Genomic DNA, 22,631 nt, shown 5'->3' with positions numbered 1-22,631 from the left:
GCGCGGGACTTTCCCGACGAACCTCGATGATCGGGCCCTCCTGCGCGCCGGGACGGCGGTGCGACGCGGACGGCGCGACGGCCGTGCTCGGGGGCGGCGGTATTGTGCCTGGTACAGCACAGGTTCACCACCACGGATTCGGAGGCTCGACGTTGAAGCATGTGCACGCCGGGAAGGTGCGTGACCTGTACGAGGACGGCGACACGCTGCTGCTGGTCGCCTCCGACCGGGTGTCGGTGTACGACGTGGTGCTGCCGACGCCGATCCCGGACAAGGGCGCGCTGCTGACGCAGCTGTCGAACTGGTGGTTCGAGTACTTCACCGACGTGCCCAACCACGTGGTCTCCGCGACCGACATGCCCGCCGAGTTCGCCGGTCGCGGCATCCGGGTCAAGCCGTTGAAGATGGTGCAGGTGGAGTGCATCGCGCGCGGTTACCTGACCGGGTCGGGGCTGGTGGAATACCGGCGGACGGGCTCGGTGTCCGGGGTCGCGCTGCCGCCCGGACTGCGCGAGGGCGACCAGCTGCCGGAGCCGATCTTCACACCGACCACCAAAGCGTCCGAGGGACACGACGAACCGATCACCTTCGCGGACGTGGTGAACCAGGAGGGGCGCGAGGTCGCCGAGCGGCTGCGCGAGCTGACCCTGCACCTCTACACCCGAGGGGCCGCGCACGCCGCCGAACGCGGTGTCATCGTCGCCGACACCAAGGTCGAATTCGGCTGGGACGGTGACGTGCTCACCCTCGGCGACGAAGTGCTCACGTCCGATTCCTCGCGTTTCTGGCCCGCCGACGAGTGGGAGCCGGGCCGCGCGCAGCGTTCGTTCGACAAGCAGTTCGTTCGCGACTGGTCCACCTCCACGGGCTGGAACAAGGAGGCGCCCGGCCCGGAGATCCCGGCCGATGTCGTCGCGGCGACGCGCGAGAAGTATGTCGAGGCCTACGAACTCATCACCGGCCGGACCTGGGCGGGCGTGCCGCGGTAACGCTCAGTCGGTGAGCAGCTCGGCCAGCCGGTCCAGACAGGGCCGCTGGCCGGCCACCAGTTTGTCGCGCGCGGTGGCGGTGTCGAACCATTCCGCGCGATCGATCTCCGGGAACTGCGCGAACCGGCCGGAGCGCGGCGGCCATTCCAGTTCGAAGGTTCCCGGCGCCACGGCGGCGGGGTCGAGATCGCCTTCGACGGCCCAGGCGGTGAGAACCTTCTTACCGCTGCTGTAGCGCATCTCGCCCAGCGGCCGCCACGTACCGTCCGGGACCGGAAGTCCGAGTTCCTCGGTGAACTCGCGGCTCGCCGCGGCTCGCGCGTCCTCCGTCTCCGGTTCGTACTCGCCCTTCGGAATCGACCATGCGCCCAGGTCTTTTCGCGCCCAGAACGGACCACCCATGTGCCCGAGCAACACCTCGACGGCGCCGTCGGAGTTCCGGCGGAAGAGAAGGACTCCCGCACTGTGTCTGCCTGCCACACGCGTAGTCTGCCCGGTCGTGCTCGGTCGAGCCTCCTCGGCCGTTCCGCCGGGCGCGTCGCCGGAGCAGCGTTGCGCGGCGAACGCCCCGTCGTCGCCGCTCGCCAGGCTTCGACCGCTCGCATATCGAGCCGCCCGGATTGCGCGATGCGGACCGTGGATGCGCGAAGCCTCGGCATCCGCCTCACCCGGCGAGATTCGCCCGCGCTTCCTGGAGCAGCCGTGCCGCGCGGATCGTGAGGTAGTCGCGCTCGGGGACGCTCGTCGTGCGGGCGGCGGCTTTGGTGTAGCAATCGATGGCCGCGTCCACCGCACCGGCCATCTCGTGCAGGTGGCCGCGTACGGCGTCGAGCCGGTGGGTCCCCGGCAGCCGGTCGTCGAGGGCCTCGGCCAGCGCGAGACCGGCTCGCGGCCCCGCCACCATCGCCGTCGCCACCGCCCGGTTGAGCGTCACCATCGGATTGTCCGAGAGCTGTTCGAGCCGGTCGTACAGCGCCAGGATCTTGGCCCACTCGGTGTCCTCGGCGCGCGCGGCCTGTGCGTGCAGGACCGCTATTGCCGCCTGGATCTGATAGGGGCCACGCAGGCCGCCGGCGAGCGTGCCGGTGACGAGAGTCGTTCCTTCGGTGATCAGCGCCCGGTTCCACAGCGCGCGGTCCTGCTCGGCCAGCGGGATGAGCTCGCCGTGGGGTCCGGTGCGTGCCGCGCGCCGGGCGTCGGTGAGCAGCATCAATGCGAGCAGGCCGGTGACCTCGGGGTCGTCGGTCAGCAGCCGGTGCACCGCCCTGGTGAGCCGGATCGCCTCGTCGGACAGGTCCGTCCGCTGCAAGGTGTGCCCCGAGCTGCTGGTGTGGCCTTCGTTGAAGATCAGGTACAGCACGTGCAGGACCGCGCCGAGCCGCTCCCGCCACCGCTGGTCACCCGGCTGCGCGAAGGGCCGCTCGACCGTGGCCAGTTTCTTCTTCGCCCGGGTGATCCGCTGCGCCATCGTCGCTTCGGGTAGCAGGAAGGCGCGGGCGATCTGGTCGGTGGCCAGGCCGCCCACCGCGCGCAGCGTCAACGCGATGGCGGCGGCGGGCGTCAGCGCCGGATGGCAGCACAGGAACAGCATGGTGAGCGTGTCGTCGTGGTCCACCGGGACGGCGTCGGTCACCTCGCGGTCGAAGGCGGTGGTCTCCCTGCGCCGCCGGGCCACCTCCGCGCGCACGGCGTCGGCCATGCGGCGCTGCGCGACCTGGATCAGCCAGGTCCGTGGATTGTCCGGCAGGCCCTCCTTCGGCCACTGGGTCGCGGCCGCCAGCAGCGCTTCCTGCAACGCGTCCTCGGCGGTGTCGAAGTCGCCGAAGCGGCGGAGGAGCGTTCCGAGGACCTGCGGCGCCAGTGCGCGCAGCAGGTCCTCGGTGCTCGCCGGGAGCGGTGTGTCGTCGGGCACCGCACGCCGGTCGCTCATTGCTCGGTGGCGGGGGCGCCCATCACCGCGCGAACTTCGATGTACTCGCCGATCGGTTTACCGCCCGGACCGGGTGCGGCGGAGGCCTGCGCGGCGATCTCGTAGGCCCGTTCGGGGCTGTCCACGTCGACGATCCAGTACCCGGCCAGGAACTCCTTGGTCTCCGGGAAAGGCCCGTCGGTGACCACCGGCGCCGACCGGCCGTCGGAATTGACGATCCGTGCCTCGTCCGGCCCGGCCAACCCCTGCGCGTCCACCAGCTCGCCCGCCTCGGCCAGCTGCGCACCCAGCGCGCGCTGGAAGTCTATGTGCGCTTGGATTTCTTCCGGGGACCATTCGTTGATCGGTGTGTCGCAGTACGCGGTAGGTCCGTAGGTCTTCAGCAGCATGTACTTCACGATTCGTGTCCTCTTTTCCGGCCTCCGGCCGCGTGGAGCGCCCCGGTGGCGCTCGCAAGCAGGTCGGAGGCCCGCGCGCGGATTCGACCCAACTCGTCGGTGATCCACGTCACAGCTTGGTGGTGGTGTCGGCCAGCCGGTCCGGGTCGACCGGATCGCCGGCGAGAATCAGTTCCTTGATCCGGTCGGTCACGTCCCAGACGTTCACGTTCATCCCGGCGAGCACTCGGTTGTCGGAGTCCAGCCAGAACGCCACGAACTCGCGCGCCGCCGTATCGCCGCGCACGACGACCCTGGCGTACTCACCTGGTGCGGCGAACCCGGTGTACTCCATGCCGAGGTCGTACTGATCGGTGAAGAAGTAGGGCAGCCGGTCGTAGGCGGCCTGCTCGCCGAGCATGGTCGCGGCGGCGACCGCGGGTTGGTTGAGTGCGTTCGCCCAGTGCTCCACCCGGATCCGCCGGTCGAGGACCGGGTGCTGCTGCGCCGCGATGTCACCGACCGCGACGATATCCGGATCGCTGGTGGCCAGGCGTTCGTCGACGAGCACGCCGTCGTCCACCGCGAGCCCGCCATCGGCGGCCAGATCGACGTTCGGGCGCGCGCCGACGGCGACCAGTATCGCGTCGGCTTCGATCGTGCTGCCGTCCGCGAGCCGGACGCCGTTGGCGACGTCGGTGGCGATGGCCTCCTCGGTGGTGATCGCGTCGACCTGAGCGCCGAACCGGAAATCGACACCGTTGGCGCGGTGCAGGTCGGCGAAGACCTGGGCCATCTCGGGGCCGAGCACCGCCAGCAACGGCAGGTCGGCGCGTTCGACGACGGTGACCTCGACCCCGGCCGAGCGCGCTGCCGCCGCGACCTCCAGGCCGATCCAGCCCGCTCCGATGATGACGATCCGGCGCGCGCTGCCGAACAGTTCGATCAAGGTGTCGGAATCCTCGATGGTCCGCAACGTGTACACGTTGGGCGCGTCGGCGCCGGGAACCGGCAGCGTCCGCGGCGTCGAACCGGTGGCGAGGGCGAGCTTGTCGTAGGGCAGGGTGGAATCGTCGGGCAGGGTGATCGTCTTCGCGGCGGGGTCGAGTCCGGTGACGGTGGTGCCGAGGCGGACCTCGACGTGGTGGTCGCGGTACCACTGCGCGGGAACGACGGTGAACTCGGGCAGCGACTTCTTCCCCGCGAGGTGCTCCTTCGACAGCGGCGGCCGCTCGTAGGGCAAGTGCTCCTCGGCCCCGATCAGCGTCACGGTTCCGTCGAAGTCCTTGGCGCGCAACGTTTCCGCGAGCTTGGCCGCGGCCAGCCCGCCGCCCACGATGACGAAACGCCGGTCAGAACTCATCGCGGACTCCTTCTCCGAAGGGAACCAAGCTCCTGCCGACCAACCCTACTGGCAGCCGTGCGCGTCGCTCGGGAAAACGGCCCCGCGGATGGGAACGAATCGCGAGCCGCCGTGGTTGCTCGGTAGGGCGGCCGAGTGTGTCCGCCGTCCGTCCAGATGTGATCGAGAGGAAGCCGCCCGTGACCGACAAAGCCACCAAGGACGTCGTCGATTTCTGGTTCGACCCGCTGTGCCCGTGGTGCTGGATCACGTCCCGCTGGATTCTCGAGGTCGAGCAGGTACGTGACATCGAAGCCCGCTTCCACGTGATGAGCCTGTCGGTACTGAACGAGGGCAAGGACGTGCCGCCGCAGTACCAGGAATTGCTCGCCACGGGCTGGGGTCCGGTCCGCGTCGCGATCGCCGCGGCGCAGGAGCACGGCGACAAGGTCCTGTTGCCGCTGTACACCGCCATGGGCACGCGCATCCACAACCGGCGTGCCGAGTACGAACGCGAGAACCGCGAGGAGTCCCTCGCCGCGGTGATCGCCGACTCGCTCGCCGAGGTGGGCCTGCCCGCCGAGCTGGCCGCGGCCGCCGAGAGCACCGACTACGACGAGGCACTGCGCAAGAGCCACCACGCGGGCATGGACAAGGTGGGGCCGGATGTCGGGACCCCGACCATCCACATCAACGGGACCGCGTTCTTCGGCCCGGTCCTGTCCCGGATCCCGCGCGGCGAGGAGGCGGGCAAGGTCTGGGACGGCGCCGTGGCGCTGGCGTCCTACCCGCACTTCTTCGAGCTGAAGCGCACGCGGACGGAAGATCCGTCGTTCGACTGAGCACTGTGCGCGGGTGCCGACGTGCGGCACCCGCGCATCGTCACAGCACGGACTTCGGCGGGCTCGCCGGTAGCTGACCGTAGGAGCTCGCGTAGCCGCCCGCGGGCACGCTCGCGCCCGCGGGCGGCGCCGGGCGCAGGAACAGCTTCCCGTGCCTGCTGCGGTCGCGCAGCGCCCACATCCGCCAGGTGAGTACCGGATGGCTGGACAGGGCGTTCACCATCCAGACGAAGAATCCCTTCTCGACGACGGCCCGGTCGGCCATCTCGTCGAAGCCGACCAGCCTGTTCATGTATTTGCCCGCTGCCAGGGTGCCCATGGCGGCGGACGCCCCGGTGTGCCGATTGCAGAAACCGTGGTTGTCGGCGGTGTACTCCTGCGCGCGGATCAGGCTGCTGCCGATGATCGGCAGGAACGGCACGAGGAACATGCCCAGCTGCCGCCAATACGACGTGTGTCCCGCCGCGATGTGGCCGACCTCGTGCCCGATGATGAACGCCAGTGCGTCCGGTTCGCGCGCGGCGCCGCCGATCTCGAACAAGTCGCTGTAGACCACCACGTAGCGTCGGAAGCCGTGTCCGCTTGCGAACGCGTTGATCTGGCCGTTGCCGAGCACCACGTACGCGTCCGGCACCTTCGCCATGCCGAAGCGGGCGGCGGCGTCCACCACCATCTGGTAGCCCTCGGGGAATTGGGTCGGCGACATCCGTACGCCGTTGACCCGCTGGCCCGCGTAGTTGACGCCGCGGCCGAACCACAGCAGCAGCGGAGCGGCCGCGAACGCCAGGACGTACTGGTCGAAGTTCCCGGTGGCGAGCAGCGCCAGCGCGATCAGGTACGCGAACACGGTCAGCACCACCACGACGACGAGCATCGGGATCTCCCAGCTGTGCCGGGCGGGCATGCCGAAGGGCGACAGACCGCGAGGCTGCCGCTGCGGCGGCGCGGGGGGCGGCATCGGAGCGCCGGGGTAGGACCCGTACGGCGCGGGGTACGCGGGGGGAGCGGCCGGGTAAGAGCCCGAGGTGTACGGCCGTCCGTAGGGTGCGGCAGGCGTGTCCTGAGCCGAGACCCACCCGCCCTGCTGGGCATACGGGTCGGCCTGTCGGCCCGCCTGGTCGGGCGGCTGGGGTTCGAACGGCTGCATGGGATGAACTCTATTCAGTTGCCGGGAACGGGGCTTGCGCGTCGGTCGTGTCACCGGGCCCTGTGGCCGCCAACACAACTGGCGTATCACTCGATTCGCGCAGGCGGGTCCCGGTGTTGATCGCGGGGGATGCCCTCTTGCCGCCCGCGCGGCGGCCGCCTGACACAATGCCTGCCATGCGCGTTTACCTGGGTGCCGATCATGCCGGTTTCGAACTGAAGAATCTTGTCAAGGCCCATCTGGAGCAGGCGGGTCACGAGGTCGTCGACTGCGGTGCGCTCGAGTACGACGCGCTCGACGACTACCCCGCCTTCTGCATCGAGGCGGCCCGCCGGACGGTGGCCGATCCGGGCAGCCTCGGCCTGGTGTTCGGCGGCAGCGGCAACGGCGAGCAGATCGCCGCGAACAAGGTGCCCGGCGCCCGCTGCGCGCTGGCCTGGAGCGTGGAGACCGCGAAGCTGGCCCGCGAGCACAACAACGCGCAACTGATCGGTATCGGCGGCCGCATGCACTCGACCGAGGAAGCGCTGGCCATCGTGGACGCGTTCGTGTCCACCCCGTGGTCGGACGAGGAGCGCCATCAGCGGCGCATCGACATCCTGGCCGAGTACGAGAAGACCGGCGTCGCCCCCGCGGTCCCCGCGTACTGAGCGTACCGAGGTCGTAACGGGCTGTGCCGGAAGGACATACACTGCACCGCCTCGCGCGGCTGCATCAGCGGCGACTCGCGGGCGGTATGGTGCGGGTGTCGAGCCCGCAGGGCAAGTTCGCCGCGGGCGCGGCCCGGGTGGACGGGCAGGTGCTGACGAAATCCGAGGCGTGGGGCAAACATCTGCTGCACCACTACGACTCGGGCTTGGTCGTGCATGTGCATCTCGGCTTGTACGGCACCTTCACCGAATCCGCGCTGCCGATGGGGGAGCCGGTCGGCCAGGTCCGGATGCGCATGTTCGGGGGCCAGGACGGGCAGCCGGGCTTCGGCACCGACCTGCGGGGGCCCACCGCGTGCGAGATCCTGCTGCCACCGGAGGTGGCGGCGCTCACCGACCGGCTCGGCCCGGACCCGCTGCGGCGCGGCGCCGACCCCGACCGGGCATGGCGGCGGATCCAGCGTTCCCGCAGGCCGATCGGCGCGCTGCTGATGGACCAGCAGGTGGTCGCCGGGGTCGGTAACGTCTATCGCGCGGAACTGCTCTTCCGGCATCGGATCTCACCGCACCGCCCCGGCACGGGGCTGTCCGCGGGCGAATGGGCGCAGATGTGGTCGGATCTCGTCGCGCTCATGCGGGTGGGGGTGCGCGTCGGGAAGATGGTCGTGGTGCGGCCCGAACACGATCACGGCGAGCCGTCGTATGCCAAGGATCGTCCGCGCACCTACGTCTATCGCCGCCAGGGCGCCCCGTGCCGGCTGTGCGGGACCCCGATCGCCCATCAGGTGATGGAGGCCAGGAATCTCTTCTGGTGTCCCACCTGTCAGCCCGGCTGACCCGGCCGGTCGGTGCGGCTCAGCCTGCGACGGCGGTGTCGATGTCCGGCTCGTCCGCGAGGGCGAAACGGCGACCGCCTGCCGTCTTGGCGGAGTACATCGCGCGGTCGGCGCGGCGCAGCAGGTCGGTGAAATCGATCGGGCTGCCCGGCGGGCTGTAGGCGGTGCCGACGCTGGCGGATACGGGCACCGGCCCCGCCGACGACCAGACCGGGTCACGCAGGGCGGCCACGATCCGATGCGCGAGATCTCCGAGGTTGTTGTGGCGGGGGTTGGTCGCGAGCACGAACTCGTCGCCGCCGTACCGGCAGATCACCGTGTCCGGTGGACAGGCTTCGCGCAGCCTGCCGGCCAGTTCGACGAGCACCTCGTCGCCGATCGCGTGTCCGTAGCCGTCGTTGATCTGCTTGAACCGGTCGAGGTCGATCAGCAGCAGTCCGACGCCGCGGGTCGGGTCGGTGGCCATCAGCCGCACCTTGTCCTGCAGCAGCGTCCGGTTGGCCAGGTCGGTGAGCGCGTCGTGGGTGGCCTCGTGGCGCAGCCGGTGCTGTAAGGCGGCGATCTCCTGCACCCGCAGCGACACCTTGGCCGACAGGTTCTGCTCCTGTTGGGCGAGGGCGCGCTCCTGCAGCGCCTGGGCGTAACTGTCGATGGCCTGGCTGGCGATGAACGGCCAGCGGGTGGCCACCAGGGAACCGGGCGCGCCGGAGGGGAAACCGAGCAGCCAGCGCGTGGCCTGCGCCAGCATCCGGATCCGGTCGAACGGCGCCTCGGCGAGCCGGGCACCGAGCATCCGTGCTTCGGGCACCGGGAACGGTTCGGACCTGGCGAGCCTGAGCAAGCGCTCGACGATCTCGATCAGCACCGGTTCCAAGTGCTGGGGCGCCGCGCCCGAACCGGGCTCGGCGCAGACCGCACGGGCCCAGGCGCGGGCCATGGCGGCTACCGGGGGCTCGATGTCGGTCGACATCGGACTCACCCGGTGTGAGTGACGTCGGTACCCAGGTGCCCTGTAGTCACACAGGTGCCGGCGTCACCCTGATCGTTCCCACTGCTACGCGGTTGTGTCCACCTGGTTCGGCGCACGCTCACCGCCCCCTTTCCAGATACCCCCGTCCGGCAAAAAGGATCCTAGCAAGCCACTCGGCATCGAAAAGCGCTGATTTGCAACGTGTTCTCGATGCCTCGCGAACAGCGATCGGGTATGTGATCGTTCCCGTCGCGTTGGTGTTACACCCGATTCTCGTTCGCTGCAAAATCGCGCCGCGACGCGCTGGCGACACGCTGCGGGAGGTGGGCGGGGAATGGTGCGCGAGCAACGGCGACGGTCCGGTTCGGCCCGGCGCCGCTCGCCTCACGAGAATCTGTTCTCGCACGCGACGTCCTCGTCTTCCCTGTCGTGTTCCGAATGGTTGTGCCGAGTGTTCCGAGGGTAGTCGCTTACCGGCAGTGGGCCGGTCGATACGGTTCGGGTCGCCTACGCCGTCGATTCGGGCCGCGACACCGGAGCCCGCCTCGGCCGGGGGTGCGGTGCGCACCGGCGGGAGGGGCGGGATGGCCGCTCGATGCGCCGACGCTCCCCGCGGACGGGTTGCTCTGCGATCGGCCGAGGGTTCGCGGGATGGACCTCGTCCGCGCGTGCGCCGTGTCGAGTCGCTCGCGGCCGCGCGCCCGTGGCTCGGCGACACACCGAGTGTGTCGGCCGTGACGGCGAGTCGCGCGGTCCTCATCGGAAATCCCTCGAGCGATGTTCTTGGGGTGACAAGTGTGTCATTCGAGTTTCGCCCACCGGAATCCGACACGCCAGAGTTTCAATGAAAAAGAACCTTTAAATTTTCTCGAGCGCGTCACCGTGTGCCGGCGGGCCCGCCGTGCGACACTGGGCGCGGCAACCCTGGAGCGCTCCGCCGGGCAACCTGCGAGATCTCGCTGCGCGGGGGGCTGATTGGCGTTTCGGAAGCCGGGTTCGGTACAGTCGGATCGCACACGACATCGTGGCGATCCCATCGGTGTCGTATGCCTGCGGGTGTAGTTCAATGGTAGAACCTCAGCCTTCCAAGCTGATGGTGCGGGTTCGATTCCCGTCACCCGCTCCACGGAGCATTCATCCTCGTCGGCGGCCGCCCCGCCACCGCGAGGGCCACGGGGTGTAGCGCAGCTTGGTAGCGCATCCGCTTTGGGAGCGGAGGGTCGCAGGTTCAAATCCTGTCACCCCGACCATCGTTCGGGGGCGGGATTCGTCCTCGGGTCTCGACGGTAGCGGCGGCTGCGCCGTGTCTCCTCGGATCGGTACACCCACGCATCCCACCGGGTTTCACACGTGTGGGGGAACTGCCGGGATCGATGTACGGAGACGGGGGAGGGGCGCCGCGTCGCCGCCGGGACATCCCGTGGCAACTCTTCGGCACTGGTCCTACGTAGGTATGTTCAGCGATTCGCCGGGCGTCGTGTTCGTCGCGCCGGAACCGGGCTTCGAGTCATTCGCCCACGGCGACCGGCGGACGGTTCGAAAAAGCCCGAATGCGAATGTCTACGTAAGTATTCGATAGTGCCGGATGGAAATAGGCGAACGGTCGGTTCGCGACCGCGCCGTCACTGCTCGGCTTGCGCCTGTTGGCTGGAGGCCACCGTGGACGGCGGCAGCTCGGAGTGCCGGGCGAACGCCTGGTCGATCAGCTCCGAGGTGGCGCGGGTGACGATCAAACGGGCGATCGCCAGGTCGGTCTCCAGCTTGGTGCGGTCCCGCGGGGTCCGCGCGGAGTCTTCGTAGGTCTGCCCGGCCAGGCGAAAGAACAACTCGGTGGCGAAGCGGTCGGCGATGCGATCGCAGTCGGCACGCAGACGTTCGACCAACTGGAACGTGTCCTGCATCGGCAGCCCGGTGTCGGTGAGCCGGGTGGCCAGATCGCAGCACCGGGGATTCGTGACCCGGTAGGCCTCGAGCGGGTCCTCGCTGGAGGCCAGCGCCTGCTTGGCGTACTCCGGTAACTCGGCGTAGCTGTCCTGTGGCTCGGTGGTTGCTTCCGCGTCCGCTTCGGCCGCGTTCGCGTTCTTCACTCCGAGTACGTCGGCAAGTCCGTCGCCACGATCCCAGGCTTCCAGCAGCTCCCTGATCCCGTTCAGCTTCATGCCCCGCCCCAGCAGGCGGCTGATCGTTTGCAGGCGGTTGAGATGGTCCGACCCGTAGTACCCGATCCGCCCGCGCACCTCCGGCGAGGGCAGGAGACCTCGCTCGTGGTACACGCGGACGCTGCGCACGGTGGTGTCGGCTGCCCGTGCCAGTTCGTCGATCGTGAATTCAGAGTCTGCAGCCATGTTTAAAAGGAAACCATAGTCGGGCCCCCGTGGAAAATGGTCCGTTTCATAACGTGCCGTTAAAGACGGTAGCTGTGTGTTGCTTCAAGGTCAACGAGCCGTTACATAGCGGTACAAGAGGTTGTGTGCTGGGCAACAGTGGGCTACCGTGCGTAGACCAGCTTATCGCGGCTGGGTTCCGGGGACTGTTGAGCAGCCCTGATGACCGTCCGATCCATGGGCCACGCACCTGCCATAGGTGTGTGCTCGGCATCCCCGGAGATGGCTATGAGCATTACGCGAACCCTTCCGATGGACACGGGATCCATTGCATCAGCAAAGGTCTCGTCGATTCCGGCAAAGTCGAACCAGCGGCCCCCGTGCGCCGACGTCCCGGACAACTGGGACATGGACACCGGGAATCCGGATGCCTGGCGAGCGGCGGTGCGCACCTGTCAGAGTTGCCCCTTGCTCGCGCAGTGCCAGCAGTTGGCGCAGGCTCTCACCACCCGCGGAGACGGTCCCCGCGCGATGATCTGGGCGGGTGTCGCCTACGACAACTCGGGCAGCGTCATCGAGAACCTGGACCGGCACCGGGCCGCGCCGATCGACCACAAACGCCCCATGCGGATCATCCGCACCGGACCGCGTCCGCTGCGCACCGTGTCCACGCTTCCCGCGCCTCGTCGGCACATCGTGCTCGGGCAGCCCCTCAAGCCGACCGGCACCGACGGCCTGTGACTATGCTGCGTGCAGCTTTTCGCGTCGAGTCGTTCGGTGGTGCGTAACTCATGACAGTCCTGGCATTGGAGATCGGGTCGTCGGGCTTCGCGGCGACCCGAGTCGCCGACGATGTCGACACCGACGACATCCGGAGGATCCCGATCCCGGCGACGGGCGCCTGGGACCGATGCCAGGAGCTGCTGCTCGAGGTCGCGGGCGGTGACCAGGTCACCGCCCTCGGCGTCGCCTCGGCAGGGCCGATCGATATGGCGGCCGGGGTGATCGCCCCCTCCGAGGTTCCGGAGTGGCGAGCGGGTTTCGAAATCGTCCGAGCCGCGCGGAAGCTGTTCCCGGAAGCGCAGGTTCCGCTCGCGCTGGACGGCGTATGCCTGGCGCTGGCGGAGCGAGGTTTCGGCGCGACGAGCACGGTGATGGACAGCCTGGCGCTGAGTATCTCCGATCGCATCACCGGCGGGGTCGTGGTAGGCGGCTTCGTCTTGGTGGGGCGCACCGGCAATGCGGGACACGTAGGTCATGTCCTGGTCCCCGGCTTCGACGATCGGTGCTCCTGCGGCGGCCGCGGGTGCCTGGAAGCGGTCGCCGGTGGCCTGGCCATGGTGCGCTGGGCCGGAGAGCAGGGCTGGGCGGGCACGTCGGTCCCGGAATTGCTGGAATCCGCCCGCGTCGGCGAGGACATTCCCGCCGCGGCGCTCGGACGGGCCGGCACGGCGCTCGGACGGGCGATCGCCTCGGTGGCGGCACTGCTCGACCTCGACCTCGTGGTGCTCGGTGGCCCGCTCTCCGAGGCGGGGCCGGCACTGTGGAAACCGCTCGGCGAGGCGGTGGCCACGCACGCTCGGCTGAGCTTCCTGCCGGGATTGCGCGTCATTCCTTCGCAGCTCGGTGAGGTCGCGACGATCATGGGCGCGGGTGTGCTGGCGCTCTCCGGAAGGAATGCCTGAGCTATCGCACCGCGGCGTAATACGCTGGGCGGGAGCGAGTTCAAGCCCTCGTACGAAGTTGCCAGGGGAATGCTGTCAGCGTCGGCAGGCAGCTTCCGTTGATCTTGTATGCCGGTTTGCGGCAGATGTGCCATTGCCCTGTGCGCCGGTCGAGGAGGGCTTCTGGCGGAACTTAACGTGAACAAAATGAACACCCCTACGCGTGTCTCGTGAACGTGCCGCAGACTTCATGAGAACGGGCGGCCGAGGTCGCAGGTTGATTGAGCCGCTAAATAACGGTACATTGCCTGAGTCACAAGATGTCTCATCCGGGTTGAGGCGGACCCGGAGGAACGGCTGGTCGGGCAAGTGCGAAGCGAAGTGGCGCAGTGATTCCATGGGTGACTATCGAGACGTTGGCGCCGGACGGCATGTCCGTGGCGTCGGTGGGAGATGCACCGCGTGAGTTCGCGAGCTGGCAGCGGGTGGTGCAGCGAACGCTGTCGAAAATGCCCGCGCTGTACGACAAGCTCACGACCGCGGCATTGACCGAGGCCATCCATACCGCGCACGACCAAGCGCAGGACGTGGATCTGGCCATCCAGACGCGGGCGGGAAGGCATCAACTGCTCATCCGTCCGATCTTCGGCCCCGCGGGGGACGTGCACGCGGTGCGGCTGTGGCTGGGCCCCGCGTCCGAGCGGGTGCCCGCGTTGCGCCCTGCGGTGGGCGCCATCTGGGACCTGAGCAGTCAGACCATCCAGCAGCCGAGCGGCATCACACGGCTGTCGGGCAGCACCGCGGAACAATACGTCCCGCGGATGTCGATCGCCGAACTGTTCCATCGGGTGTCGAGCTTCGATCGGCACGCGGAGATGCTCGATCTGCTCTACGACCCCAAGCCCGGTGAGCGGATGCAGTTCGACACCACGGTGATGCACGGATTCGGTCGCCCGGCCCAGTGGCGGATCACCGTTCGTGCCCGCGACGACGAGCGCACGCGCGGTGCCTGGTGGTTGATAGAGGACGTGACGTCGGAGAACGCGCCGTCGGCGTGGCCGACTCTGGAGCGCATCGGGTTGCGCGAGGCGCACCGCCGGGCGGGTACGCATCTGGCCGTGGTGCAGCTCGAGCACACCAGCATTTCGCACTGGCTCACCGATCCCGCGCCATGGGTGCGGTGGGACTATCTCTTCCGGCCGGTGGACGTGTTCCATCCCGACGACCGTCCCCGGCTGGCGGAACTCGGCGACCGGCTACGCTCCGGTGACAGCGCCGGGGTGACCCTGCGGGTGCTCAACTACGGCGGAGGTTACACCCCTACATCGCTACTGCTCTACCCCTATCCCGGGTACTCGAGCAGGCAGCTGGCCATCGCGCAACTGGTTCGCGTCGCCGACGATGTTCCGTTGCTGGAAACCCATCGCCAGGTGCTGGAACCCCGGCAGTGCGGCGCGCCGATCGGCTATGACGAACAATTGCGGCATTGGCTGGCGGGCAGGATGAAAAGCAGCCCCGCCTGCTGACGATTGATTCCCACGACTGGGAACTACCGGCCGGTTGAGAACCCATGTGCTCTCTACCATTCCGGGAGTGAGGACAGTGGTTCGTGGACCGGCAGATTCGGGTGAGGCACTGCTTCGCCGGATGGCCGCCCGCCGCCGTCGTGACAACATCGTGGTCGGCGTACTGGCGGTACTCGCCGTGCTCGGCGGCGGCCACGCCATTCTCAGTGTCTTCGACTCCCCTCCGCCTCCGCCGTCGGACGCTTCGACGACGGCGATTATCGGGCGCTCGCAATTGGCAAGTTCTTTCGCGGAGCAGTTCGTCGTCACATATCTGACCGCCGTTGCGGGGCAACAGGATCGGATCGGCGAATTCGTCGGTTCCAATCAGCAGATCACGTTGCCTTCGTCCGCGCGTCAAGTGTCCGACCCGTCGGTCGCCTATGTGTCGCGCGTGGTCTCGACGGGGGCGGTCGACGTCTGGTCGGTGACCGTGTCGGTGCGAGTCGGCAAGGCCGGCGCCGCCGCCGCGCCGGAACATCGGCAGTTCTACCGCGTCGCGGTGTCGGTGTCGGATGGACGGCTGCGCGCGTTGTCGATGCCCGCGGTGGTCGAACCGCCCGCGAAGGGCGTCGATCTCAAGCTGGCCTACGGCTCGCCCTGCGCACCGGACACGCCGCTCGGCCAGGTCGCCGCGGGCTTCCTCAACGCCATGCTGGCCGGAAACGGTGACGTGGCCCGCTACACCACGCCGGATGCCGGGCTGGCCGCGTTGAAGCCGCCTCCCTACACCGCCGTCGAGCTGACCTCGCTCACCACGGACGATTCGAGCTGCGGTTCCGGCGGTGCGAAGGCTCAGGTGCTGGCCACCGTCAACCCGAAAGCCGACACCGGCGCCGCCGCGACATTGGCATACCCGCTCACCATGATCCGCAACGCGGGCCAGTGGCAGGTGGTGTCCATAGATCCGATTCCCGCTCTGTCGAGTCCGCTCGCGGTGGTCGTCGGTCAGGATTCACGCGGCGCAGCGCCGCCCACTTCGACCTCGTCTTCCTCGCCGACGGTGACGATTCCGCCGGCGACGCAGAACTGATCCGAGAGGCAGCCCGATGGGTAATCTGAGCAACATCCTCTATGGCGTCCTGATCTTTGTCCGGTGGGGCGGGATGATCATCATCGCCATCGTCACGATCGGCGTGGTGATCTCGGAGGCAGCCAAATCCAGGCTCTCGCCTGCGCGGATCATCGTCGTCTTCGGATCGGGGCTGATGGCCGGGGTGGTGATCTGGATTCTGCCTACGACCATCAATTACGCGCGAACGGACGCCAACCTCATCGTCCCCGATCACCCCATCGGTGGCTATCGATGAGCCAAGTGATCAAGGTGTTCACGCCGGTCAAACGTGTTCCCACGATGATCGGCAAGGCGCAGAACGGGCAGAAGCTTCCGTTCGGCCCGTACACCCTGCCCCAAGTCGCCGCCGGTGTGGCGATGATGTCGGTGACGTCGGTGTGCGCCATGACTTTTCCGGTCAACCCGGCCGTAACCTTCATCGCAGGTCTGGCCATGACCATCTTGTCGGTTTTCGTGCTGGGACTCGTGCCGTACACCGGCGTCCGGATGACCTCACGGGCCCTATGGCTGGGCAGGCTCATCGTCTACCGCAAGCCGGTGTCCGCCTCGGGCATGCCGATCACCAATGACTCGGTGCGCCACACCCTGTTCATCGAGGAGACCGTGGTCCTCTTGCTGCCCGACCGCCCCGGTGCGGCGGTGGCCGCAAAGCCGAAGTCCGGTATCCGGATGCTCGAGGTGCTGAACGGGAGCGGCAAGGCCACCGACCTGTGGAGGCGACTGAACGGCAAGGACAACGGCAACGGTACTTCCACCGAAGGAAGCCCCTGATGGCACTCGGACGAGATCTACAGCCCACCGCGGCGATTCGCGGCAATCTCCAGTTCACCCATTCGGGTCTGGTCACCGCGACCTATTTCATCAATCCGCTCGGTTACGGCTTGCGCAAGGCCGGTGACAAGTACGACGTGAAGCTGGCCCATCACTCGCTGGTCACCAACCTACCGAGCGGATCGTTGCTGTTGGGCATCCAGGCGCGGCTGAACACGATCGACGTGCTCACCAAGATGGTGGAGGGCGTCGACCTGGACGAGTGCGAGGACTACGCCGACGAGGTGGTCGCCTCCTACGAGCGCGTGCACGCGATCATGCCGCAGACCCGCATCTTCCTGCTGTCCATCCCGGTCGGGGCCAGCAACTCCAGTATGTCCGCGTTGTCGCGCCTGTGGCGCGGTAGCACCACCACGATCGACGCGACGGCGATCGCACGCGCCGACCTGGACGCCTACGACGAGAAGGCGAACGAGATCCTGTCCAGGATCGGCGGGGACTTCGATCCGCAGCCGGTGCCCGCCGCCCTTTTCCAATGGTTGTGGGAGCACTACCTTTCGCGCGGCGCGGCCGGGGACCCGGTGGCGCCCACCCGCGCGGGTGCGCTGGACGACGCGACCGCGGCGGTCTTCCGCTCCGCCGCGCTCGACGAGGGGGCGCAGGCCGATAGCAACCGGCGTATCCGTCCGTCGTTCGTGCCCGTGATCAAGGTCGTGCAGCCGGATTTCGAATACCGCCCCTCCTACCAGGCCATGCTGACACCGCACTCATTCCCGTACGCGGGCATGACGTTTCCCGGAGGCAGCGAGTTCCTGAACGTGCTGGAGGGCCTCGGCGACGTCACCGTCGACTGGGGCATGCGGATCTCGACCAAGTCCGCCGAGCAAGTCCTCAAGAACAACGAGCTCAACTTGCGCAGGCTCGGCGAGCAGATGGACCAGCGGGACCAGGAAATCTCGTTCGCGCAGAACACGCTGGCGTCGAAAGCGCAGATGCTCGGTGAGTACAACCAGCACTTCGAAGTCAACGGCGGTGAATCAGAGGTCTCGTTCACCACCGTCATCGCGATCGGCGGGCCGTCGCGGGACGCCACGATGGACGCGGTCAACACGCTCAAGCGCCGCTACAAGCGGTTCCAGGTCGATATGGTCGCGCCGGTCGGCGCGCAGGTCGACATGTGGTCGATGCTGGTTCCCGGCAGCCCGCCCCGCCGGGCCTTCGATGACTTCGCGCATATCGTTCCCTCGGACATGTGGGCCGGTTTCGTGCCGTTCACCACCAGTCAGATCGGTGACGACAGCGGGCCGGTGATCGGGGTCAACCTGCTTTCGGGGCATTTCGAGCCGATCCACTTCGGCATCATGGAGGCCGCGCTGCACGACCTGTCCGCCTCGTTCGCGGTGACCGGCGAACTCGGCTCGGGCAAGTCCTATTTCCTCAAGCTGATGGCCGTGCTCGTGCACGACATGGGCGGGCAGTTCCTCGCGATCGACCGCAGTCAGGTCGGCGAGTGGGAGCATTTCGCGCGGTCGATCGATGACGCGGTCATCATCGACTTGGCCAATCCCACTGTGTCGCTGGATCCGCTGCGGTTGTTCCCCCCGCGGATCGCGGGTGAACGTGCGCTCGACTCGATCCTGCCGCTACTGGATCTGTCGCCGACCTCCGGCACGGGCGCAGCGGTGAGCAACCTGCTGTCGCCCAGAGGCATGGCCGAGCACAAGATCAAGAGTCTGCTCGATCTGTATCACGTCGTGCGCCGGTTACGGGACCACCCCGATCGCGGCGAGGAATACGCTGATCTCGCGGCGCGGCTCGGCACCGTGGTGGAGCGGGTGCCGGTGCTGTTCGACCCCAAGTTGCGACCGCTGCGCCTCGATGCCGCCGCGACCGTCGTGCGCAGCCACAACCTGCAACTGCCGAGCGCCGAGGAACTCACCACGCCGCACCTGTACAACCGGTTGCCGCTGACGAAACGGCTCGGCACGGCGCTGTACGAACTGGTCGGCGTGGCGGCGCGCGAGGCGTTCCTCTCCGACAACGGCAGGTTCGGCCTCTTGGTCGGCGACGAGGCGCACCACTTCACGCAGACGCAGGTCGGCTCCGCGGTCACTTCCGATTTCAGCCGCGACGGCCGTAAGCACCTGGCCGCGATCGGGCTTGCCTCGCACGACCCGGCCACCGACTTCCAAGGCGCGGCGCACAACCTCATCCCGAACCGGTTCGTCTTCCGGCAGCGCGACGAGACGCTGGCGCGCAACAGTTTGGAGTGGTTGGGCGTCGATCTGGAGGAAGCGCCCTTCCTGTTGCAGATTCTTCGCGAAGAGACCTCGCCTCCGGTCGGACCCGGCCGTCAGATCCCCGAGGAACGCCGAGGCGAGATGTTCATGCGTGACGCGCTGAACCGCATCGGGCGCGGCAAGGTTTTGGGTCCCGCGCGTCCGGACCGCGCCGCGGCGATTACGAGCACTCCGACCAGTGGCGCCGGTGCGCGTTCGGCCCTACCGGAGCGATTGGCGCGCTGATGAGATCTATTTTCCGCCAGCGCATTCGCACCGATCAGCCTTCCTTCGGGATGCCATGGGAATCGCAGTTCTGGGACATCGATCGTGGGCGACCGCAGGTGTTGTTCCGGCGATTCCGGGCTTGGATCGCCGCGTCCCGCCGTCGCCGTCGGACCGCGTGGGTTCTCATCGCCCTCTTCGTGCTGTTCGTCTTCCCGGGTCTCGTCGGTGCGGTATCCATCGCGCAGACCGGCACGATTGCGCCGGGGGCGGCACCCAACAGTGCGACCAGCTGGATGAATGTCAAGGATTCCCAAGGAGTCAATGTCTCGAGCTATATGTTGGTGATCGATCACGGCGGAGTGTTCAACCTGGGGAATTTCGCGCTGTGGATGATCCTGACGCCGATGTTCGCGCTTTGGCTGGTCACCGTGACAACAGGGGTTTGGTTCCCTGGTCAAGCAATGGATTTCGGGTGGCTGAACCTGATCAGCGCGCCGTTGCGAGCGATGGCCCAGAACCTGACTGTGCAGATCGCGACACCCCTGATGGCGGCGACGGCGCTGGCGATCGGCGCATTCTTCGTGGGCTATTTCATCGTTCGCGCCCTGTACGCGAAGGCCGTGACGCAGGTCGTCACGATGATTGTATTCGCGATCGCGGGCGTGTTCTTCTTGGCCAACCCGCTGGCCGAGGCGTTGTCCGACCACGGTTTGCTGGTGCAAGGACGTGACCTGGGACTCTCGGTGGCGGCGGGTCTGAACGGGCAAAACAACCCGAATCCGCGCCAGTTGGTGGCTACGGTGCAAGCGACCAACGCGGACAATTTCGTGCGGCTTCCGTTACAGGTGTGGAACTTCGGACACGTCGTGGACAGCAACCCGTCCTGTCGAGCGGCGTGGTCGGCCGGCATGACGTCCGGGAGCGAAGACCGGGTGAAGAACGGAATGAGGTCCTGCGGCGACGGTGCCGCGTATGCCGCGGTGGAGAATCCGGGTCCCGGTCAGATCGGGGCCGGACTGCTGCTGCTGCTGTGCGCGGTCATTCTGTTGGCCTTCGCCGCGTACTTGTCCTTCAAGATCATGTGGGCCGTACTCGACGTCATCTATTATGGGTTCGCGTCGATCTTCGGGTTCGCCGCAGGCGGATACATCTACGGTCCGACGCAGACGTTCACCGTCCGATGCGTGGTCCACGGCTTCATTGCCGCCGGTAAGATGGCCTTCTTCGTCATTGCCCTCGGCATATACGAGCTGCTGCTGGGCAGCCTGTTTCGTGCAGCGAATGGCCAGATCATGGTGGTGTTCGTCATTGGAGCGTGCGTCGAGGTCGTCGCCATCGTCCAGGTACGGCGGCTGAGCAGAAATATCGACGAGGCCAATGACTGGGTGACCAACCGCATCGGGGCGGCGATACACAGCGGCGGATCGCCACAGGGCGCAGGCGCCGGCGCCGCAATGGGTATGGGATTGGGGATGGGCAACTCCGGCGCGGCCAACTCGTTGTCTCCGCTGGCAATGCTCGGCGCGGTCAGTACCATCAACAGCTCGCCGGTCACCGCATGGATGTTCGCGGGCCGTCTCAACCCGCTGAGTCCCTTCTCGCGGGTAGATCATATCGATAAGAAGAATAAGGCGAGGGGCCTGAGTTCGCGGGACCTCAGAAATGCCACGCACGGTGCCGCCTACGATCGGGTGTCCTCCGCCGATTTCGCGCGGGCTGGAATTACGAGGTCCGGGGCGCGCCGCAACAGTGAAAGAGCGGCCGCCTTCGCGGCAGAGAATGTCGCGCATGCGACAGGCATGATGGGCAGCGTGCAGTATGCCCTCCGGATGGCCGGTATCAGCTGGGGAAGAGGGCAACGGGCGACCATCGCACGAGCGGATATCATCCGGCACGCGGACGACGAGCCGCTCGCATCGAAGCACCTCGGCCGTGTAGTCGCCGCGCATAAGCATTTCGAGCGGGACTTCCATTCGAATCCGGGAATGATGATGGCCAGGTTCCACGGGTTGGAGGCCAGCGTCGATCGGTATCGAGGTGATTATCAGGGCGGTGTACACATTTCGGAAGAGCTGGCCCAGCTCGGCAGAGATTACATCGACAATCCACACAAGCAATGGATCGATGCACTGCAGGCCCATGCCGAGGGCCCGGTTCCGGGCACCGCCGCACGGCTGCGGATCAACGGCCGGGACCTGAATCAAACCGAAGCGGATCGGTTGAGGAGCTGGATCTCCAACGAGCATGCGCTGCGGGTCCAGGCGGCCACCAACTGGGTAGCCGAAAATCCTAACGACTTCGAGCGGATCCGAGTACTGCGTTCCGAAATCGACAAAGCTGCTCAGACCGACCAATGGCAGGCGGGCCGAAATATCACGGGTGCTGTCTCGCTCCCACAGCCGAACCCCGCACAGCCGCTGCCTGCGATTCCGGGCCGGATCCTCAATCCCCTCAGAAACCCACGCGGCCGCTGATCACCCCGCGATGAGGGCAAGACAGCGGGGCAGATATCACAGAAAGGCAGTCGATGATCGGTCGTCTCCTAACAATCGTACTGATGCCGTTCTGGATATGGCTGGTGCTGGGGGGCGTCGGCGTCCTGTTCGTGATCCTCATGGGCCTGGTGCTGGTCATCGGCGGTGCGACATCGGCGATCGCTTCCGACCTGCACTACCAGTGCGACAGTGCGGTGGGACCCGACCCCTCCCAGACCGTGACTGCGACCCGGGCGTCGACGGCGGCACGGCCCACTGCGCTCAGCGCACCTGCGGCTGGGGTGACCACCGCTCCCACGACGAATCCGTATGCGCAACTGACCATCGCACCGGACGACACCGATGTGTCCGACTGGCAGCGCGCGTGTGCCACTGCGCTGAAGGACGCCCCCTACCAAGATCCGCCCCTGCTCTCGGGTAATTCGGGAATCGGCGCCGAATGCGCGCGTCGGCTCGCGCTCGCACAAGCCGGAGCCTCGTCGAACGGAGGTCAGGGCCGCGCCGGTGGCCCAGCGGATGCTGCCGAGTTCACCAGATCAGTCATTTATCAGGCCTCCGCCGCACAGTCGAGCGGGCGGTGCGAAGTCACGGCGGCGGTGGCGCTGCCGCCGTCAGTGGACGTCGCGCAGCAACCGAGCGGTGCGACTGGGCGGCCATGCGGGCAGTCCGACAGTTCGGGAACCACGGTGGTTGTGCTGCCGAACACGGTCGCGGCGCAAGGAGCGTGCGGTCAACGGGTGGACCTGTCGGCTGTATCGGGGGGCGACCTGGTCTTTTGGAACTACCGAAAGAATGCGCCCACCGAAGTCGGAATCGCGATCAGCGGCACGATGCTCGTCACCCTCGATTCGGCGACCCGCGGTTTCGTCGAGCAGGCGATACCCAGCACCGATGACGTGCGGGTGAAGCGAGTGCTCGGCAGCGGAATGTGATGGATACAAGATGCCACCTACAGAAGTAGAGCCGCAGATAGAGGCGGGCGATGAAGCCGAGGCGCCGCCGGGGCCGGTGACGCCGTGGTCGAACCGGCCCGATCAGCAGCGGCCGCGTCCGGGTGGTTCGGTGCCGGGGCAGCCCGGTCCATCGCCAGGGCCGGGGCAGTCCAATGGGGCGGGCGAGCCGGGGCAACCCGGGGTTCCGGGTCAGG

Annotated in this window: 20 protein-coding genes, 2 tRNA genes and 1 pseudogene; 16 read left to right on the top strand and 7 right to left on the bottom strand. The window is 67.5% G+C overall.

Translation table 11 applies throughout. The features are described from left to right. Nucleotides 1–152 precede the first annotated feature (152 nt). Complete coding sequence (locus tag NG1_RS32045) at nt 153–989, top strand: phosphoribosylaminoimidazolesuccinocarboxamide synthase (protein WP_062977176.1); 837 nt, start codon at nt 153–155, stop codon at nt 987–989. A gap of 3 nt (nt 990–992) precedes the next feature. On the opposite strand, the gene NG1_RS32040 is transcribed toward NG1_RS32045, so the two are convergent. The 4 genes from NG1_RS32040 to NG1_RS32025 all read right to left on the bottom strand — a co-directional run bounded on the left by NG1_RS32040 (nt 993) and on the right by NG1_RS32025 (nt 4,659). Then, nucleotides 993–1,469 carry an NUDIX hydrolase gene (locus tag NG1_RS32040; RefSeq protein WP_062977174.1) on the bottom strand — a complete coding sequence of 159 codons (477 nt, stop codon included), beginning with the start codon at nt 1,467–1,469 and terminating at the stop codon, nt 993–995. 184 nt (nt 1,470–1,653) lie between these two features. Further along, complete coding sequence (locus tag NG1_RS32035; protein WP_062977172.1) at nt 1,654–2,919, bottom strand: RNA polymerase sigma factor; 1,266 nt, start codon at nt 2,917–2,919, stop codon at nt 1,654–1,656. Further along, nucleotides 2,916–3,317 (bottom strand): YciI family protein, encoded by a 402-nt coding sequence (locus tag NG1_RS32030; protein WP_174315502.1) that lies wholly within the window; start codon nt 3,315–3,317, stop codon nt 2,916–2,918. The genes NG1_RS32035 and NG1_RS32030 overlap by 4 nt, the downstream gene beginning before the upstream one ends. 109 nt (nt 3,318–3,426) lie before the next feature. After that, a complete protein-coding gene (locus NG1_RS32025) occupies nt 3,427–4,659 on the bottom strand; it encodes an NAD(P)/FAD-dependent oxidoreductase (protein WP_062977169.1) in 1,233 nt (410 codons plus the stop codon). Nucleotides 4,660–4,838: 179 nt separating this feature from the next. Between NG1_RS32025 and NG1_RS32020 the strand changes: the two genes are divergently transcribed. Then, a complete protein-coding gene (locus tag NG1_RS32020; RefSeq protein ID WP_084499355.1) occupies nt 4,839–5,480 on the top strand; it encodes a mycothiol-dependent nitroreductase Rv2466c family protein in 642 nt (213 codons plus the stop codon). A 40-nt stretch (nt 5,481–5,520) separates the two neighbouring features. Here the strand turns inward: NG1_RS32020 and NG1_RS32015 are convergent, their stop codons facing one another. Beyond that, entirely contained in the window at nt 5,521–6,627 is a 1,107-nt protein-coding gene (locus NG1_RS32015) for a M48 family metallopeptidase (RefSeq protein WP_062977165.1), read from the bottom strand. 176 nt (nt 6,628–6,803) lie between these two features. Here NG1_RS32015 and NG1_RS32010 point away from each other — a divergent pair, with 176 nt between their 5' ends. Together NG1_RS32010 and NG1_RS32005 are read left to right on the top strand one after the other, a co-directional pair. Beyond that, nucleotides 6,804–7,277, top strand: a complete 474-nt coding sequence (locus tag NG1_RS32010) for a ribose-5-phosphate isomerase (RefSeq protein WP_062977163.1) — start codon at nt 6,804–6,806, stop codon at nt 7,275–7,277. Nucleotides 7,278–7,300: 23 nt separating this feature from the next. Beyond that, nucleotides 7,301–8,113 (top strand): Fpg/Nei family DNA glycosylase, encoded by an 813-nt coding sequence (locus NG1_RS32005; RefSeq protein ID WP_062977161.1) that lies wholly within the window; start codon nt 7,301–7,303, stop codon nt 8,111–8,113. Between the two features lie 19 nt (nt 8,114–8,132). On the opposite strand, the gene NG1_RS32000 is transcribed toward NG1_RS32005, so the two are convergent. After that, nucleotides 8,133–9,083 carry a GGDEF domain-containing protein gene (locus tag NG1_RS32000; protein WP_040865435.1) on the bottom strand — a complete coding sequence of 317 codons (951 nt, stop codon included), beginning with the start codon at nt 9,081–9,083 and terminating at the stop codon, nt 8,133–8,135. A gap of 1,052 nt (nt 9,084–10,135) precedes the next feature. Here NG1_RS32000 and NG1_RS31995 point away from each other — a divergent pair. After that, nucleotides 10,136–10,209: transfer RNA gene (locus NG1_RS31995), tRNA-Gly, on the top strand. Nucleotides 10,210–10,256: 47 nt separating this feature from the next. Beyond that, nucleotides 10,257–10,333, top strand: a tRNA-Pro gene (locus NG1_RS31990). Between the two features lie 372 nt (nt 10,334–10,705). Here NG1_RS31990 and NG1_RS31985 read toward each other — a convergent pair. Continuing rightward, the gene (locus tag NG1_RS31985; RefSeq protein WP_062977160.1) at nt 10,706–11,428 is read right to left on the bottom strand and encodes a MerR family transcriptional regulator; all 723 of its coding nucleotides are present in this window, start codon (nt 11,426–11,428) and stop codon (nt 10,706–10,708) included. A 267-nt stretch (nt 11,429–11,695) separates the two neighbouring features. On the opposite strand from NG1_RS31985, the gene NG1_RS31975 reads away from it, so the two are divergent. The 10 genes and pseudogenes from NG1_RS31975 to NG1_RS37945 all read left to right on the top strand — a co-directional run. Next, complete coding sequence (locus tag NG1_RS31975; RefSeq protein ID WP_157107009.1) at nt 11,696–12,148, top strand: hypothetical protein; 453 nt, start codon at nt 11,696–11,698, stop codon at nt 12,146–12,148. Nucleotides 12,149–12,198: 50 nt separating this feature from the next. Beyond that, on the top strand, nt 12,199–13,092 hold the full coding sequence (locus NG1_RS31970) for an ROK family protein (protein WP_062977154.1): 894 nt from the start codon (nt 12,199–12,201) through the stop codon (nt 13,090–13,092). A gap of 380 nt (nt 13,093–13,472) precedes the next feature. Continuing rightward, nucleotides 13,473–14,597 carry a GAF domain-containing protein gene (locus tag NG1_RS31965; RefSeq protein ID WP_040865439.1) on the top strand — a complete coding sequence of 375 codons (1,125 nt, stop codon included), beginning with the start codon at nt 13,473–13,475 and terminating at the stop codon, nt 14,595–14,597. Nucleotides 14,598–14,664: 67 nt separating this feature from the next. Beyond that, nucleotides 14,665–15,669, top strand: coding sequence for a conjugal transfer protein (locus NG1_RS31960; protein ID WP_245660144.1), 1,005 nt, complete (start codon nt 14,665–14,667; stop codon nt 15,667–15,669). Nucleotides 15,670–15,685: 16 nt separating this feature from the next. Then, complete coding sequence (locus NG1_RS31955) at nt 15,686–15,946, top strand: hypothetical protein (RefSeq protein ID WP_040865441.1); 261 nt, start codon at nt 15,686–15,688, stop codon at nt 15,944–15,946. Next, nucleotides 15,943–16,482 carry a hypothetical protein gene (locus tag NG1_RS31950; protein ID WP_245660143.1) on the top strand — a complete coding sequence of 180 codons (540 nt, stop codon included), beginning with the start codon at nt 15,943–15,945 and terminating at the stop codon, nt 16,480–16,482. Before NG1_RS31955 ends, NG1_RS31950 begins: the two co-directional genes overlap by 4 nt. Beyond that, nucleotides 16,482–19,007 (top strand): ATP-binding protein, encoded by a 2,526-nt coding sequence (locus NG1_RS31945; protein ID WP_062977150.1) that lies wholly within the window; start codon nt 16,482–16,484, stop codon nt 19,005–19,007. Before NG1_RS31950 ends, NG1_RS31945 begins: the two co-directional genes overlap by 1 nt. Beyond that, nucleotides 19,007–21,463 (top strand): hypothetical protein, encoded by a 2,457-nt coding sequence (locus NG1_RS31940; protein ID WP_157114366.1) that lies wholly within the window; start codon nt 19,007–19,009, stop codon nt 21,461–21,463. Before NG1_RS31945 ends, NG1_RS31940 begins: the two co-directional genes overlap by 1 nt. 83 nt (nt 21,464–21,546) lie before the next feature. After that, a complete protein-coding gene (locus NG1_RS31935; RefSeq protein WP_062977146.1) occupies nt 21,547–22,416 on the top strand; it encodes an NlpC/P60 family protein in 870 nt (289 codons plus the stop codon). A gap of 10 nt (nt 22,417–22,426) precedes the next feature. Continuing rightward, nucleotides 22,427–22,631, top strand: a pseudogene (locus tag NG1_RS37945) (hypothetical protein); the annotation flags it as partial.

The organism is Nocardia gamkensis NBRC 108242 (assembly GCF_001612985.1).
GTDB classification, from domain to species: domain Bacteria; phylum Actinomycetota; class Actinomycetes; order Mycobacteriales; family Mycobacteriaceae; genus Nocardia; species Nocardia gamkensis.
The sequence above is the reverse complement of the archived record's forward strand: the minus strand, read 5'-3'. Positions and strand labels throughout refer to the sequence as shown.